This window comes from Litoribacterium kuwaitense (genome assembly GCF_011058155.1).
GTDB classification, from domain to species: domain Bacteria; phylum Bacillota; class Bacilli; order Bacillales; family DSM-28697; genus Litoribacterium; species Litoribacterium kuwaitense.
In genome coordinates this window covers 17,725-33,714 of sequence record NZ_JAALFC010000024.1, presented here as the reverse complement: position 1 = coordinate 33,714, position 15,990 = coordinate 17,725, and the positions used below count along the sequence as shown (strand labels likewise).

Below are 15,990 nucleotides of genomic sequence, written 5' to 3'. Positions count from 1 at the left end.
CTTATCATCATAACGTTACGATCTTTTATTACGTACTTATCTGTTTTTGGCTGCCAAACACGCGAATCTTTTGTTTGACGACTTTCTTCATTTCGTCTATTCCTTGCTGCAAAACATCTGCAACGACATAATTGTCCGCTTGATCGTGCCACGCATGTTGCATCCCTGATGAGAAAGCTTTACGAAGTTCAGTATCCACATTAATCTTAGCAACACCATTCTTAATGGCTTCCTGCACTTGTACATCCGGTACACCTGAACCGCCGTGCAGTACGATAGGTCGATTGACTGCTGCTACGATTTCTTTCAGCCTTGTCATACGAATGTGCGGTTCTGCGGTATAAAGGCCATGAGCTGTTCCTATAGACACTGCTAGATAATCTACATTTGTTTCCTCAACAAATTTCATAGCTTCCTCAGTTTTTGTAATCGTTGCTTCACTATCGCTGATGCTAATATCATCCTCTGTCCCACCGATTTTTCCAATTTCCCCTTCAACACCAATCCCAAGGGCGTGTCCAGCCATCACCACTTGACGTGTCCAATAAGCATTTTCATTGAATGGTAGTGCCGATCCATCAAACATTACAGATTGAAAATTGGCTTGAATTGCTTGCATCGCTTGTTGATAACTCCGGCTATGATCTAAATGAACCGCTATTGGAATAGTGGCATCCCGAGCGAGCTGGGCCACCATTTCTTTGAGCGGTAACAACCCTAAATGATTGATCGCTTTTTGACCAATCTGAATCATCACCGGAGATTGCTCCTCCTCTGCCGCCTCAATAATGCCTTTAATCATCTCTGCATTTTGAGCACTAAAGGCACCAATGCCATATTGATGTTCGTACGCGTGTGCCAACATGGTTTTTCCATCCATCCATGACAAGGGCATCATCACCTTTCTAGTTCGATATCATAATGATATTGGTCGCTTCGATACTTCGTTCGCGTGTATTCCATAGGATGACCATCTAATCCATAGCTTAAGCGAGTCATTTCTAGCAAAGCTTCTCCTGGCCGAATTCCCAGGTAATCTGCTTCTACCACTGTGGCGTTTATGGCAGAGATTTTTTCATGTGCGCTTTTTAAGTAATACCCATTCTCTTCTAAAATTGGGTAATATTGCGCTTCATTTAAATCATACGACGCTAAGACGTTCCCGATTTCTTGAGGCCAACATGTTCGCTCAAAAGCAATGGGTGTCTCATCGGCAAAACGAATACGTTCAATTAGAAAAACTTCTTTGTCTTCAGCAACAGAGAGGATATCTTTTTCTGGGTACAACAAGTCTTTAAATTCGGCCCGTATCACACGAGACCTTGGCGTCTTTCCTTTCTCGAGCACCTCTTCCGCAAAACCTTTCAGCTGACCTAGATTTCCGACAAGTTTTTGGGGTTTGACGACCGTCCCACGACCTTGTTTTTTCTCTAGTAGGCCGAGTTGCACAAGCATTGCAATGGCTTGTCGAATCGTCGTTCGACTGACCTCAAATTCATCCATCAATTCTTGTTCGGTCGGAATCAGTGTATTGGGCAACCATACCTTATCTTGAATCCGTTGAATTAAAATGCGTTGAATTTGCAAATATAGCGCTTCACCATTCGCTGTAAGTTTTTTTGTCAAGCTAGCCTCTCTCCTTTTACAGCGGCCGAGGGTATGAAGGCATGCCCTCCCCCACTAGAGGACGCAACCAATGATGATAATTTTCTGGGTGGTGAATCCATTGCTTCGGCATCGTTTGTTCACCCTGCACAAAAACCTCCTGAATGGGGACCGCTTCCATTGTTGTACTATAAGTATAAGAGTCTTGACGACGAATAGATACCATAAAATCGGTTTCCCCATCATTCATTAGACGTGCTGCAGTTTCCCCTACAGCTCTCGCTTCCGCACGATCAATGTCAGACACCGCCATAGAAAAGCTTCGTTGATTCATGCCAAATAATTCTGATCGAATCCCGTCCACACCGAGCTGTTTTTCAAGATAGTGGGCAATTTGTTGAGACACCCCACCAAGAATATGTCGCCCATTCACCTGGGCCCTAGCCACAGGACGTTCTCTCTCCCATAACACACCTTCACTTACAACAATCAACGCGCTGCCAAATTTCGCTAACGCATCGCCGACTGTTTCCGTTAAATGCTCAGGGTCAATCACCTCCTCAGGAATGCCAATAAAATGGGGCCCTTCTTCATCATATTCTCTTAGTAATCCGGAGGCCGCAGCTAGCCAGCCTGTATGTCGACCCATCGTCTCAAGAACCCGAACCTTCTCGAAACCTTTCATGGCCAACAAATCCCGACTCATATCACGTGTAGAAGTAGCGACATACCTTGCAGCACTTCCGAAGCCAGGCGCATGATCTGTGCACGAAATATCATTGTCTACAGTCTTTGGGATACCAACAATTTGCAGATCCATCTCCATTTGGCGAGCATGCTCACTGAGCTTGTGCAGCGCTGCCATTGTCCCATTTCCACCAATGCCCACAAGTGTGTCAATTCGATGTTGTTGTAGTTGTTGAATACACAGATTGAACGTTTTTTCTTTAAGTTGAAAACGGCCAGCCCCTAAACACGCCCCTGGCACGTGTGCATTGTTACATATCCAAGCTAAAAATGTATCGCTCGCTTCAATAAAATGTCCATCCGCGAGGCCTTGATAGCCCCCTTGAATAAACAAAAGATGGCCGGATGACCGAGCTTTTTCTACAAAACTCGCCAATGATGCATTAAGCACCGGTGTTGGCCCTCCTGCCTGCAAGACGGCTATTCTTTTCATGTCCCAACCTCTCCCACTGCATTACTCATAAATTGTTGTTGGAATACCAAGTTCTTTTCCCAGCTGTAACAACTCGCCTGTAACGTCTCCATAAACCATTGCATAATGCGGCTCATAACCTTCCGTCAACAAACACGTCACGAGCTCTTCAATATCCTTAGAAAATGCCACCTCAACCGACGTCCCTTGAAAGGTTGCTCCATTCGGCAATGCCTCGCCTTTCATTATGAGTAAACGATATCCCTCTTGCGTGTAGCTGACGCGAAAGACTGTCACTGCGCCTGGTTTTAATGAAAAATCGAGCGCAAACCCTAACTTTCGATTAGGATGAACCCCTACCGTTGCTCCCGTTTCAGGGGTTGCTAAAGAATAGGCGCCTGCACCACAGTGCCAAAAGACCGCTGCATTCCGTTCAGGGACCACGTGGACAAGATCTCCGAGATATGGTGCTTGGCCACCGGACATCTCGCGTAAAATAAACATGGATAATGAACCATGAATATCTGCTTCACAAGAAGCGACAACGCCTTGTTCTGTAAAGTGTGATAATGTGGAACACGGTGCCGCTTGCAGTTGCTCAAAGAAATCAGGCCAGCAACGCATTGCTAAAGCAGCAACCTGATGCCGATGCACTTCTTTGTTCATATAAGTATAAAACTGGGCAAAACGCTTGACCGCATGATCGTTTGGATTCAGTCCAATGACGCTTTGTTCTGCCTGTTTTACAGCTGGCCGCCACTCTTCCTCCGGCAAGTGAACACATTTTTCAAAAGCTTCATCAATATCAAACGTTTTTAAGCGCATACCAAATGCTTCTTGTAAATGAGCTTCCTTTGCCTGAGAAAAGAAAAAACCTGGCGGATGATCCCCAACGATGCCAATCGTACTATGCTGGAGGGTGTACTTCATCGCATTCACACGAAGCAACCGCTCTACTTCAGCACGAAGGCGTTCTTCATCCGGGTTACCTAGTAAAAACGAAAACGGCCGTTTCTGATCATGAAGAACATGGCATGTACTATTTCCCCCCGTGAGTGAATTCAGACGGAGCCGCCCACCCACACTCGGTTCTCTCACAGACCAGACAATAAATGGTGCATCAACCGCTTCAAGCAGCTTAACGACAAACTCGCCATCGGCAAACGTAATGCTCTGGTAAATCACTGTATGAATGGTAGAAGGATTGACCTCTTCTAAAAAGGTGGTTAAGTCCTCAGGTGAAGTCATTATTTGCCCAGGAGCGATCACTGGTGTATCAAGTGAATTTAACCATGTTAGCGACGCCTCATATTGTGCTTCTGCTGCCTCCATATCGAATGTTTTTCTAGCAATCGGCACATACAAAATACAACCTTGCATAAGTCATTCTCCTCCTTCTTTTGGATAAGATATACGAAGTTTTGGTCCTCTGATGCCCACAGGAACACCTGCGTTAATCCACACGTCGTGATCTTCATGAGCAACAAGCCATTTGTTTTTTTGAAATAGAAACGGATCACTGTATCTGTGGCTTTGAGAGAGTGGTGTATTTGTACCAGCAAGTAAAACAATTAATGTTTTATATCCTGAGGACAGCACGGTACACGGCGACAAATGCATTGTTGTACTGTATAAACGAACTGCAGTATCCGCAGGAAGGTAGAAAAACGACAGCTGGTCAGCTTGAATGGATTGCTCTGGGTCCCATGCTCTGCGGTCCATCACATACAAAACACAGTCTCTTTCCACAAACATCAGTTCATCCCCTTGATGATACTCCAATCCATTAACCGTCTCATTTCTCCCATTGCAATAACCGATCTGAATGGGCATCCCTCCGAAATACTGATCTTCGAGCATCGTTTTCCCCAGCCCCTCTTCCCATTCCTCCACAGAGGCAACATACAGATTTCCTTGATCAGGAATTTTTAAAGAAGACAGCCAATCTCTGCACATCTGTACAGGAAAGTCAGACAGCACTTCACCAAATGGCGCGAATTCTTCTGAAGTTACCGCATGAATGGGCGTATCATTCATGTCTTGAAGTACACGAAGCATGTACAATTCCTCCTCTCCTATCTAACCTTTTACCGCGCCAGCCATCATGCCAGCCACAAAATATCTCTGTAAGAAAATATATATAAGCACCATCGGCAGCGACGAAATCATTACGCCAGTGAACAATAATGGATAATTCGTCGAATACTGCCCTTGAAAGTCCAACAAGGCCAATGGCAACGTTTTGTATGCGTTATTTGTGACAAACAACAACGGATAGAGTAAGTCATTCCAATTAATAACAAACAAAAAGATGGACGTCGCTGACAGCGAAGGGAGCGACATTGGGAGAACAATACGTGTAAATACAGACCAATTTCCCGCCCCGTCAATCGTCGCTGCTTCAAACAACTCCTTTGGCAAGGTCTTCATAAAACCAGTCAAAATAAAAACAGCAATCGGAATGGTTACAGACACATTGACGATAATCAATCCAAACAAACTGTCCGTTAGATTGAGTTGGAGCACTAGTGAGTACAGTGGTACCATAATGACTTGTGCCGGGACAATCATTCCTAATGAGAAAACCGCAAATATAACTGAGCCAAGCCATCCTTTCAAACGACTAATGCCAAATGCAATCATCGAAGCGAACAAGAGCGTAAATAAAACCGAAGTAAATGTGACGATCACACTGTTAGAAAAATAGCCGACCATTGTATGCTCGCGAAAAATATCGATGTAATTTGAAAAACGCAACCCACTTTCAGGAATCGCCAATGGATTTTCAAACGTCTGCGATAGTGTTTTCATCGACGTTAAAATGACCATGCATAAAGGGATAAAAATAAGTAAACCGTAAATCAAAATCGCTATCTTTCTTGTCAAATCAAGCACCTCTTTCAGGTTATCGTGCTTCTAATAATTGACTCTTCCAGAGCGAAGCGCCTTAAATTGTAAAAATGTAATCAGAGCAACGATACCCATAAAAATGACTGAAATGGATGAAGCGTAGCCAAATGAATAGCTCCGAAAGCCCACTTCATAAATATATGTTGCTATAATTTCGGTCGAATAATTAGGCCCACCCCGTGTCATAGCAAACACAAGATCAAAAGCTTTAAATGATTGAATCGTAGTATAAGCAACGACGATCGTGGCGGAAGGCGCAAGTAATGGCCAAGTCACTTTCCGAAATGTTTGCCACTTCGTTGCACCTTCAATGTTGGCTACCTCGTATAGATCATTTGGGATGGCATGCAAACCAGCAACAAAGATAATCAGCATTTGCCCAGCATGAAACCACACTTGCGTAAATGCGAGTGCAAATATTGCTGCCGATTCATCTCCTAACCACCCTTGAGAAAATTGCCCCAACCCAACTGCTTTTAATAAAGCGTTTAACAGGCCAAGGTTAGGATCATAAATAAATGACCAGATAAACGCCACAGAAACAGATGACAAAATGGTTGGAAAGAAAAAAACTGAGCGCCAAAATACGTTGATTTTTGAGTTTTTCCGTAGCATCATGGCAAAAACCAATGCGACCAGCGTTTGAAATACGACGACAAACAGCAAAAATTTCAAATTATTCCCAACTGATTTAATAAATATGCTGTCCCCAGTAAAGGCGCGTGCATAATTATCAAAACCGACAAAAGAGTAATCAGCCGAAATACCATCCCAATCGGTGATCGAATAATAAAAGGCACTGAGCGCCGGATATAAGAAAAATACAGCATATAACACGGCGCCCGGAAGAAAGAATAAATAAATAGACTTAGATACTTTCACATTAAACCCCCTTATTCAAAGCCAACCTTCAGATCATCGATTAAAGGTTCTCTTCCACAATGTTTTGCGCTTCAGCAGCCGCATCTTCAGGATTTGCCCCCCCGAGAACGCTTTCAATAGATGAGAGAACAGCTTTTTCGACCTGGGCGTTTGTAATTGTATAACGAGGCTGGAATCGTGTTGTTTTTTCCGAAAGCCAATACGATGTGTTATTCAATGATTCATCCTCATACGTTACATCTTTTACGGTAAGGTGTTGACCAGTCTCGTTTGCGTAGAATGAAGCAACCTCAGGCTGGCTTAAATAATCAATAAACGTTTTAGCTTCTTCTTTCTTCTCCGACTGACTATTGACCGCCAGCATAAAAGTGGCAGTATGGATGCCATCGTACATCTTGTCTGCTTCTGAAACGGTTATTGGTGCCAACAAGTCAAGTTGAAGATCCGCATTTAGCTCTTTGAGTGCAGCCATATGATAAGATCCTGTCGCCAACATAGCGGCTTCACCTTGTGCGACGAGAGCCATTGCCGCATCTTGTTGCGTACCTAATGGATTGTCTTGGAAATAACCGAGATCATTCAGTTCTTTAAACTGAGACAACGTTTTGACCCACCAATCTTCCGTCAGCGATGCTTCTCCCGCTTCGAGCTTCTCAAAAATACCGTCCTCTGCATTGTTCATCACCATGCTGTTCATGAATTGATTGACACCGATGTCTCCAGCTGGTAATGCAATAGGCGTAATTCCATTTTCATCAAGCACCTTAGCCATTTCTAAAAATTCGTCCCAATTTTTCGGCACTTCTAAATTCAAATCTTTAAAAAGAGTTGTATTATATACCGGCATATTAAATACCATTTGATATGGTAAGGCAAATTGTTTTCCCTCAACTTGACCTACCTTAATCGGGGAAGATTCGAAATTTTCAATGAAAGGATCGCCACTTAAATCCGTCATTAGATCCGCCTGCTTCATGACTTCAAATTGCGACCCTGGAAAAACCGTAAAAACATCTCCTGCAGAACCTGCCCGTAACATCTGCTGAGCGTTGGACTGGTATTGATCAGATGGATACGTATTCATCGCAACCTGTATCGTAGGATTGGCCTCTTCAAAATCAGCAATGATCTGATCAAAAGCCTCCACATCTTCTCCACGCCAATGAATAAAGCTAATTTCGGTGACGTCCTCGCCCGTTTTACTATCCGAGTTGCCAACATTGGAACTCGGCTCATTTCCTGCACAACCTGTAACAACTAACATCAATAGAAGGACGATTACACCAACCAAGCGTCCACCGATCCATTTCATCAAATGACCACTCCTTTAATCATCGTTATGTTTAATAAAAGATAACTACCTTTATTGACATTATACACACAATTTAAGCGCTTTCAACAGATTTTTTATATTTTTTGAGAATAATGAATCCGACCATATGTCATTTTTCCCTTCAAAAAGCCCTTGAACCTATTTGTTACTATGATTCAAAGGGCTTTGATATCGTGCGCATTAAATGTGGCCTTTGGACTTTTAGGGTAAGACATTCCTCTATGTGCACTAATGCTTGTATTGCTCTGTACTGCAGCGATCGTGTTACTTTGCCTCAATTTTGACACTTTAGCAATGACTGTTACGTTGGTGATACCATCTGACGCAATAATCCGCTCGGTTGGTTTTCGCTCTCAGATAAACATCCTAAGTCACCAAATATAAGGAAACTATCTTTCGCCCGCGATATCGCAACATTTAATAGACTTGGTTTTGCATCTATAAAGAAACACCCATCTTGCGACCCATAAACAGTCGACATTAAAATGACTCTACACTCTCCCCCTTGAAAAGTATGTACTGTACCAATTTTAATGTGTTGCGTAATTCGGCTTGGAAGATGTCTCATTAATTCCGCTTTTTGTTGCTTAAAGGGTGTAATAATGCCGAGCACATTTTCCGGCGCTTCACCGGGATAAGCCGCTAAAAGCTGGTCATACTTCTCTTGCACCCAACACCCGATAAATGTCGCTTCTGCGGTATTATATCGACTGCCTGCACGTTTTTCAGATTTGGTCGAATGTACTTGAATATGTCCTAAATGCGGAAGATCGAGCAAATACCCTTGATCTTTAACACCCAATCCTCGCTTCGGCTCTAATCTCCCTTCGTATACAAGCGCGTTACAATACGCAATGATTTCGTCATAGCACCTTCGATGTTCACTAAGAAATAAACCGCGATCGCCAAATTTCTCGTATGCTGTACTTTTACAAGCAATTTTCATCACGCTAGACTCAGATGTATTCAATCCCACATCTTGCAGTCGTTGAAACAGCGATTGTACCTCTTCATTTGTCGCTACTCCATGCGCTCCCATCGCGAGAGATTTATCCAACGCTTGACTCGTCTTCCAAACAGGTTCAATTTGATGAACATCGCCAACGACGACGGCTTTTTTCGCAAGAGAAAATGAACAGGCAGCCACTTCTGGTGTCACCTGCCCCGCCTCATCCACAATCATTAGGTCAATATGATTGAACAAATATTTATTGCGTCCATCTTCATAAACCTTGCATAATGAGGGGAGCTGAAAAAAGGTCATGACGAAGCACGGTGTGACCAGACTAAGATGTTTATAAAAGGCTTGCATGACGTCTGGATAATTCGTCGAGATCTGATTTTTATGTATGGGCTTTGATAACAACCAACGACATTCGTAATAGTGGACTGCCATCCAAAACGACGCATAGCGAAATGTCGTATCTAAAAAGGTATTGACTTCTTCCAAATGAGTAAACGGTAGCGTGTCAAGAGGTAAATCGTGATAAGCGCTCATTGTATTGAATACATCTTTACAAGCAGACACGTGCTGGCTAACTAGATCCATGTGCAGGTCAAGCGCTTGAATGTCTTCCCTGAGCTTTTTTAATTGATTGCTATACATCATTAAAATCGCATCATTACTCATAGAAGCCTGAGCTTCATTCGGTTGCATAAAAGCTTCATTGCGCTGCATGATTTTTTGTTTGACCGACGGCAAAAAGGAGAACCATTTCAAATAAAATGGCATCTCGGAAAAATGCCTTTTCCATGCGTTATACCTTTCCCCCACTTCCTTCCAGTGCGTTTCGGTCTCAATCTTTTTTGCAGCCAAACTCTCTAATAAGTCATTTACAGGCAAACGATCGCTGTTTAATTCTTCTAGTTGTTCAAAGGCTTGTAGTAACGTCTTTTGCCCTTGTTGAAGCAAAGTTAATTCTTGGTGTAAAAGGTTTTTTGCACTTTCCACGCTATGAACATCTTTAGAGAAAAACGCGCTACACATCTTTAACATTTTCTCTTTGGAAGCATTCCTGTTGCTTTCGTTCATTAAGTCTCGATAAAAATGTTCTTTTCGAGTGTTTGTATACAAAAGGCCTTTGTTCTTTGCATCTTTGATACGAGTGCTTGAAGGAAAATAGACTGCAAATCGATCGACGCCTGTGACCCATCGTTCCTCCAAACAGCGGTCCGACCACCGTTTTTTTATTTTTCCAAAGGAATCGTTAATGTTTGTCACAGCTTGATTATTTGTTGAAGAAGCAACAATAAGGGGTGGATCTTGCTCTGCCAGTGCGTGATCTACGTACGTCGTCGCCACAAGCGATTGCAATAATGTTGTTTTCCCTGTACCCGGAGGCCCGTTGATCGCGAGAATGTCGCCTTCGCCCATCATCGTAAAATGTTCTGTGCACTCTCGCTGGGACGGTGACAGAGGATAATCGCCGCCCATTTGGGCAGTATGCCTTTCCATCGCCAAACGGTCATGAGGTATCTTTTCTTTCAATGCCGTAAAGTTTGGCTCCATGAAGCGATCATACAGCGGAAGGTCTGGCAGCTGTTCTCGCAACAGATGATCATACAATTGTAAAATGTGATGACTCGCTCGGACCGTTGTGTCTTCGACTAAATAGACATGTGGTTCAAGCGCTGCATTTTTTATTTTATTAGAGGAAAAAGGTTCCTTCGTAACGCTTTCATACAAACGCTTAGCAAATGTCAAATACCTCTTCCATGAATAATCCTTTTTTAAATCTTGAAAATGAACGCTCAAAAATTCATCGTAGTCTTTGACTGTGCCAACTGCCAGTTCGTCATCAATAAAGGGGGTTAAAAATTCGCGCGGGATCCATGGATACTTTTCCTCAGGCGCATACAATTTCCCATCTTTCTTGAGCCGGGCGGGAATATAAAAGAGACCTGTCATATCATCAAGGTTTGTGAATACTTTTTGTTGTGCAGAAAAATCGGTCTTAAATGTCTTAGCAATTAAAATAACATCAACTACGTCTTGATTTTTCTTGCCACCTATTGTTGATTCATAATACGTCTCGTCCAGGTGACCAAGATCAAGAGACTCATACGTGATTTTTTCAAACGGGTTGTTCTCAAAGGTTATTTTTTCTTCAGCAGCTACACTGCTACGAAAATAACGCGTCATCGACTGCCTATTCATCAAGATGTCCCCCAATTTTTGCTTTTTTCTTAATATCGGTTTTTGGAAGAAATGTTACATCGCTTCCAGACCCATACGTCTATGGATCAAATGAACCCCTTAAAAAGTTTCTGTAAAATAGCTACGTAAATCTGATAAGTGACTTCGCGCAGAGGAGGACTTCTACTTGCTCTTATAGAAATCTTATGGAATTGTTGATGTAGCTCATTAGACTCCAATCATTTCAACCACCTGAGGTGACCCTATGTATATCTCTCAATTAGAAGCGGAAAAACTCTCAGATCAACAAATGACTAACTTACTTTTTAAAGACATTAAAGATAATGGTAAAAGTGGGGAATGCATCTTTGTCGCCGGAAGTAGTAAAGCGGTACTGTACCGTTTACCAAAAGCCGTGCAGCTGTATGAAGAAGGAAGGGCTCGAAAAATGCTCTTTTCTGGTGGTGTCGTATGGGATGGAAACGAACGACCTGAAGCGATCACATTGAAAAAAGAAGCGATGGGGCTCGGTGTGCCAGAAACGGCTATTTTGACCGAGGATCTCTCATTACATACAAAAGAAAACGTCCTCGCCTCTCTCCTCGTCTTAGACCGAGCGTTCTCCTTACACCATATTGAGAGGATTTTAGTCGTCACGACGTTTTATCATATGCGCAGGCTGCATCTAACCTTAAAAACATACATGCCTCACTGGATAGAATATACACTATGTCCTGTCAATGACAAAATGACGCGACCGGATGGGTGGTTCCATACAGAGATCGGCAGAAAACGTGTGAAGGAAGAATGTACAAAATTGATTAAGTATGTGAAGCAAGGGGCGTTGCTGGATATGGATGTCAACATATGAGAGCGAAACCGCGAGCTAGAGTAACGTTTGCCCAAAAAACTTTGTCGTCACTGTGAATATAAAGAGAAGAAACCCTAAGAATGTTATATTGAAAACATTCTCAGGGTCGCTTTTATCCATGAATTAGACAGGCCCTACATGTCGTTTATACCCCCTTGACCCAAAAACGTCGATAATGGGTATGGCTTCCATGAAAGTTTGAAAATCCTATTTGACCCGTTAGATACGGAGAATCGTTGTCTGTAAATTGCAAGATGCGTTCATCGTTTACATAAACCGTAAATTCCTGATCGATCGCTCTTACTTTGAGGAGATACTTTTTGCCAACCTGCCATTCATAATCTTCATTGGCGAGCACTTGATACCCTACATCGTTTTTATAAAGGGTCAATTTATGATTCTTGGCAAACCCGACAGCGTAGGACCGAACTCCACCCTGTACTCTAAAGTTTATCTGGTGATAATCGCCTACCTGCGGAATGACTTCTGCTGCAAATTCATAGTTCTTCCAATGCACATCTCCGGTGTACGCTTCCGCCGGTTCGCCTGCGTAGCTACCACTGAGCTCACCGTTTTCCAAAGTCCAAATCCCTCTCAAATACGTGAATTGGCTGACTTCCGTATGAAGCTCGTTCCACTTTTCGATCTGTTCTTCCGCAAAGTCAACTTCATAATCAGGCAGACCGGTGAAGGCAAAATCATCGATAAATCCGATCAAAGAAGGGAGCCCGCCTGTCCTTCTTTCTTCTTGTACTGGAATAAATTCAACACCCGCCTCCTCAATACATACTCCTTTCAGCGCTGGGATTGTAAAGTGCAGTTGCTGCCACTGCCCTGGCACGAGAGTCACTTCTTCACCGTGATAGCGAAGTTGTGTATTGCGACCTTTCACGTAAAGCCTCGCTTTGACATCTTGAACACCCCCTTTTGGAATCAATACTTGACCGGATAGCGACTGACCAGGATAGAGTGTTGGAGAGAAGCTAGGATCATACCGGCTATCGTCAAAATCTTCAGGGGTATAATACGTTTTTACGAACGCCCGATATCCATAACCACCATTACAATAATCAAACACGACTTTTAAAGATCGATGTCCGGTAAAAGCAGCTTCATCTGTATTTGTAACAAACCCTGTCACATCGTGATCAGCGTCATGATCTGTTCTAAATGCGTGCGTCGAGCCAGGGTATTCAAAATGGAAATGCCTGTTCTTCCGCTCAAGAATATCAGCCCATGCCTTAGGTGGCTTGATTCCAGCAATTTTATAGCCAAATTGCGCTGTATACGATGCACACCATGGGATGTCTAGTATATTTAATGACCCTATGACGCTTGAGCAGCATAGAAAATCATTGATCGGCTCTCGCCATGACGAATCGATGCCTTCAAGACCATTCATGACACCTAAAATACTTCCGACGTTCCCTACATTACAATCTGTATCCCAACCACACATATTACAAATGTTAATTGTCTTGGAAAAATCCCCCTCACCATATAATAAAGACAAGATCATCACCGCAGCATTCGGAATGATATGACAATTCCCCGGATATTTATCGTAACCGTAATTGTCATACACATATTGAAAACACTTTCTCCAATCCGACGGGTGTTGATGATAAAAACGAATGATATCCCTTGTGACCTCAGCATATTCACAGTCTTCGGGAATGACACGTAACCCTGTTTCGATCAGCTGTTCAACATCGGTTTGCTGAAAAGCGTCCGCGATGCATGCGGCAATAAACATCCCACCGTATTTACCGTTCCCATCGTGTGAAACACTCGCGATCTTCTCAGCATATTCTGCGGCCAACTGTGGGTGATTCGGTGCAATCATGCCCCATACATCAATAAAGATTTGCCCGCCGATCTGCTCCGCCACTGCGCTGCCATTCTGTTCGATCGAACCCGAGCGCGGTGCACTCATGCCATGCTTCATATTCAGATAGGCTGTATGCTCTGTCGATTTACCGTATCCTCCCCACCAATAAAAACCGTGACCATCGGGTGCGTAATTTAACCACGAGTGTCCCATCTGTTCAGCCGTAATGTCTCTTGTATACGTGTAATCCTCTAACGATCTTAAAAAGAAAATTGGACCGTTTGTATCATCATCCGCTGCAAAATTTGGAAAATTGTGTATATATCCAGTGATTTCTCCAAATGCTTTCTCGATGCGCTCATAACTCCATTGTTCAATATTAGCCCCGTGACGGACACCGATCACTTTCCCAAGCCATCCTGCATAAACCCGCTCTACATAATCATCCTGGATATAGTGCATGGCTTGATCACTTTTAAGCTTTTCTTTTGCCACGATAATCTCCTCCTATACATTAACCTTTCACACTGCCTTCAGCGATCCCCTCAATAAATTGTCTTTGCAGAATTAAAAAGATGATTGTAATTGGCAGAATGGTAATGACTCCTGCAGCCGACAGCATGGTCCAGTCAGAACTAAAACGCCCCGTAAAGGCCAAGTACCGTGTCGCCACCGTCTTAATGTCTTCTGACTGTAAGAAAGCATTTGCAAAAAAGAATTCGTTCCACGTCCATAAACCTACTAATAAAATGACCGTCAAAAAAGCTGGGCTTGCCAACGGGAGTATGATACGAGTCATCACTTGTAATTCATTGCAGCCGTCAATTTTCGCACTATCCAAAAGTTCGTTTGGGATCGAGACAAAAAAAGATCGGAGCAAAAAGATGTTAATGGTAAAAAGATCGCAGAGTATATTAAAATAATCCCTAGTAAGCTGTCCATTAAATTCAATTGCTTCCATATAAAGAACAGCGGGACAAGGAACAGACCCATCGGAATGGAGAGGGTGAAGAGTAAAAAACCCATGATTAGCTCTGATCCTTTAAACGCTATTTTTGATAAGGCATAGGCTGCGAAACCTGCACTGATCGTGATAATGATGATGCACGAAAAGCCAACAATCATACTGTTTAAAAAGGCTTGTCCATACCCGCCTGTTTGCCAAGCTTCGATCAGATTGGCAAGCTCCATCCTCGTCGGTAATCCTAATGGGTTTGCGTGAAATTCGTCCCTTGGCTTCACAGCATTACTAAACAATAAAATAAGCGGTCCAGCAGTTAGCATAACGATGAATAGTAAAGGGATATGACGCCAATCCAAGTATTTTTTCATTAAACATCCCAGCCCTTTTTCTTCAAAATTCCAAAACCTGTAATGACAACAATGCTGAACAATCCCATCGTTAACGCTACTGTACTCGCATAGCCTGGTTCTTGACCGTACATGGCTAGATCGTACATATACGTCGCCAGTAATTCCGACGCGTTTCCTGGTCCCCCTTGCGTCATGACGTACACATAATCAAAGGCCGCAAATGACCAAATAATCAGAAGCATATAAATCATGACGAGCGTAGGGCGTAATTGCGGCAAAGTGACATGAAAAAATATTTGCAATTTGTTTGCTCCTTCCACGCGCGCCGCTTCTTCGAGGCTTTTATCCAATTGCTGCAGAGCAATCATCAGTAACACTACAAGGAACCCATAAAAATGCCAGCCATCTGCAAGCGCAACAGCGATCAGAGCAACTCTTTCATCTCCAAGCCACGATAAGGCTAAAAAATTTAAACCCCATTCTTCCAATATCGTATTTAGACCTACATAAGGGTTGTACATCAGCAGCCATATCTTTGCCGTAACGACTGTTGCGACGATATACGGAATAAAGATCATCATGCGATAAAATGTTTTACCAGCCTGCACTTTGCTAATGAGCAAAGCAACGGCTAACGCTACAATCACTGGAACGGTTAAAAAGAAAATCATCCATTTGACGTTATTGACCAATGCTGCATAAAAATGCTGATCTTGCACCAATTGCAAGAAATTTTCAAACCCGATAAAATTCGGATCCGCAATACCGTTCCAATCGGTAAAAGAAAGCCAAATGGTACCGACAATCGGTCCAGCGACGACAAGCGTCATTAATACGATCGTTGGTGATAAAAGGAGCCACGGTAAAAGTTGTCTGCTCCACTTTTGCTTTTCTTTCATTGCTTTCTGATAGGCGATCGTCGCCATATCTGTATCCTCCTTTCTAAAAA

General features: G+C 43.0%; 14 protein-coding genes. 1 reads left to right on the top strand and 13 read right to left on the bottom strand.

The window, feature by feature from the left end; all coding sequences use genetic code 11:
• Window positions 1-28: 28 nt before the first annotated feature.
• From G4V62_RS12370 to G4V62_RS12330, 9 genes are all read right to left on the bottom strand, one after another.
• Entirely contained in the window at window positions 29-880 is an 852-nt protein-coding gene (locus G4V62_RS12370) for a class II fructose-bisphosphate aldolase (RefSeq protein WP_246218430.1), read from the bottom strand.
• A 17-nt stretch (window positions 881-897) separates the two neighbouring features.
• Window positions 898-1,626, bottom strand: a complete 729-nt coding sequence (locus G4V62_RS12365) for a GntR family transcriptional regulator (protein WP_165202656.1) — start codon at window positions 1,624-1,626, stop codon at window positions 898-900.
• Between the two features lie 16 nt (window positions 1,627-1,642).
• The gene (locus G4V62_RS12360; RefSeq protein WP_165202654.1) at window positions 1,643-2,785 is read right to left on the bottom strand and encodes a diphosphate--fructose-6-phosphate 1-phosphotransferase; all 1,143 of its coding nucleotides are present in this window, start codon (window positions 2,783-2,785) and stop codon (window positions 1,643-1,645) included.
• Between the two features lie 21 nt (window positions 2,786-2,806).
• Window positions 2,807-4,144 carry a sulfoquinovose isomerase gene (gene sftI / locus G4V62_RS12355; RefSeq protein ID WP_165202652.1) on the bottom strand — a complete coding sequence of 446 codons (1,338 nt, stop codon included), beginning with the start codon at window positions 4,142-4,144 and terminating at the stop codon, window positions 2,807-2,809.
• A 3-nt stretch (window positions 4,145-4,147) separates the two neighbouring features.
• Entirely contained in the window at window positions 4,148-4,822 is a 675-nt protein-coding gene (locus G4V62_RS12350; protein WP_165202650.1) for a DUF4867 family protein, read from the bottom strand.
• Window positions 4,823-4,843: 21 nt separating this feature from the next.
• A complete protein-coding gene (locus G4V62_RS12345) occupies window positions 4,844-5,659 on the bottom strand; it encodes a carbohydrate ABC transporter permease (RefSeq protein WP_312855492.1) in 816 nt (271 codons plus the stop codon).
• A 21-nt stretch (window positions 5,660-5,680) separates the two neighbouring features.
• Window positions 5,681-6,556 (bottom strand): carbohydrate ABC transporter permease, encoded by an 876-nt coding sequence (locus tag G4V62_RS12340; RefSeq protein WP_165202648.1) that lies wholly within the window; start codon window positions 6,554-6,556, stop codon window positions 5,681-5,683.
• 40 nt (window positions 6,557-6,596) lie between these two features.
• Window positions 6,597-7,868: an ABC transporter substrate-binding protein gene (locus tag G4V62_RS12335; protein WP_165202646.1), complete on the bottom strand. Its 1,272-nt coding sequence runs from the start codon at window positions 7,866-7,868 to the stop codon at window positions 6,597-6,599.
• A gap of 322 nt (window positions 7,869-8,190) precedes the next feature.
• On the bottom strand, window positions 8,191-11,046 hold the full coding sequence (locus tag G4V62_RS12330; protein WP_165202645.1) for an AAA domain-containing protein: 2,856 nt from the start codon (window positions 11,044-11,046) through the stop codon (window positions 8,191-8,193).
• Between the two features lie 244 nt (window positions 11,047-11,290).
• On the opposite strand from G4V62_RS12330, the gene G4V62_RS12325 reads away from it, so the two are divergent.
• Window positions 11,291-11,896 (top strand): YdcF family protein, encoded by a 606-nt coding sequence (locus G4V62_RS12325; protein WP_165202643.1) that lies wholly within the window; start codon window positions 11,291-11,293, stop codon window positions 11,894-11,896.
• Between the two features lie 145 nt (window positions 11,897-12,041).
• Here G4V62_RS12325 and G4V62_RS12320 read toward each other — a convergent pair whose 3' ends face one another.
• From G4V62_RS12320 to G4V62_RS12310, 4 genes are read right to left on the bottom strand one after another with little or no spacing between them, the layout of a single operon-like run.
• Window positions 12,042-14,222, bottom strand: a complete 2,181-nt coding sequence (locus G4V62_RS12320) for an ADP-ribosylglycohydrolase family protein (RefSeq protein ID WP_312855491.1) — start codon at window positions 14,220-14,222, stop codon at window positions 12,042-12,044.
• Window positions 14,223-14,241: 19 nt separating this feature from the next.
• Window positions 14,242-14,568, bottom strand: coding sequence for a carbohydrate ABC transporter permease (locus tag G4V62_RS19945; RefSeq protein WP_246218426.1), 327 nt, complete (start codon window positions 14,566-14,568; stop codon window positions 14,242-14,244).
• On the bottom strand, window positions 14,526-15,059 hold the full coding sequence (locus tag G4V62_RS12315) for an ABC transporter permease family protein (RefSeq protein ID WP_246218425.1): 534 nt from the start codon (window positions 15,057-15,059) through the stop codon (window positions 14,526-14,528). Before G4V62_RS12315 ends, G4V62_RS19945 begins: the two co-directional genes overlap by 43 nt.
• Window positions 15,059-15,967: a carbohydrate ABC transporter permease gene (locus G4V62_RS12310; RefSeq protein WP_165202641.1), complete on the bottom strand. Its 909-nt coding sequence runs from the start codon at window positions 15,965-15,967 to the stop codon at window positions 15,059-15,061. The genes G4V62_RS12315 and G4V62_RS12310 overlap by 1 nt, the downstream gene beginning before the upstream one ends.
• Between the last annotated feature and the right edge of the window lie 23 nt (window positions 15,968-15,990).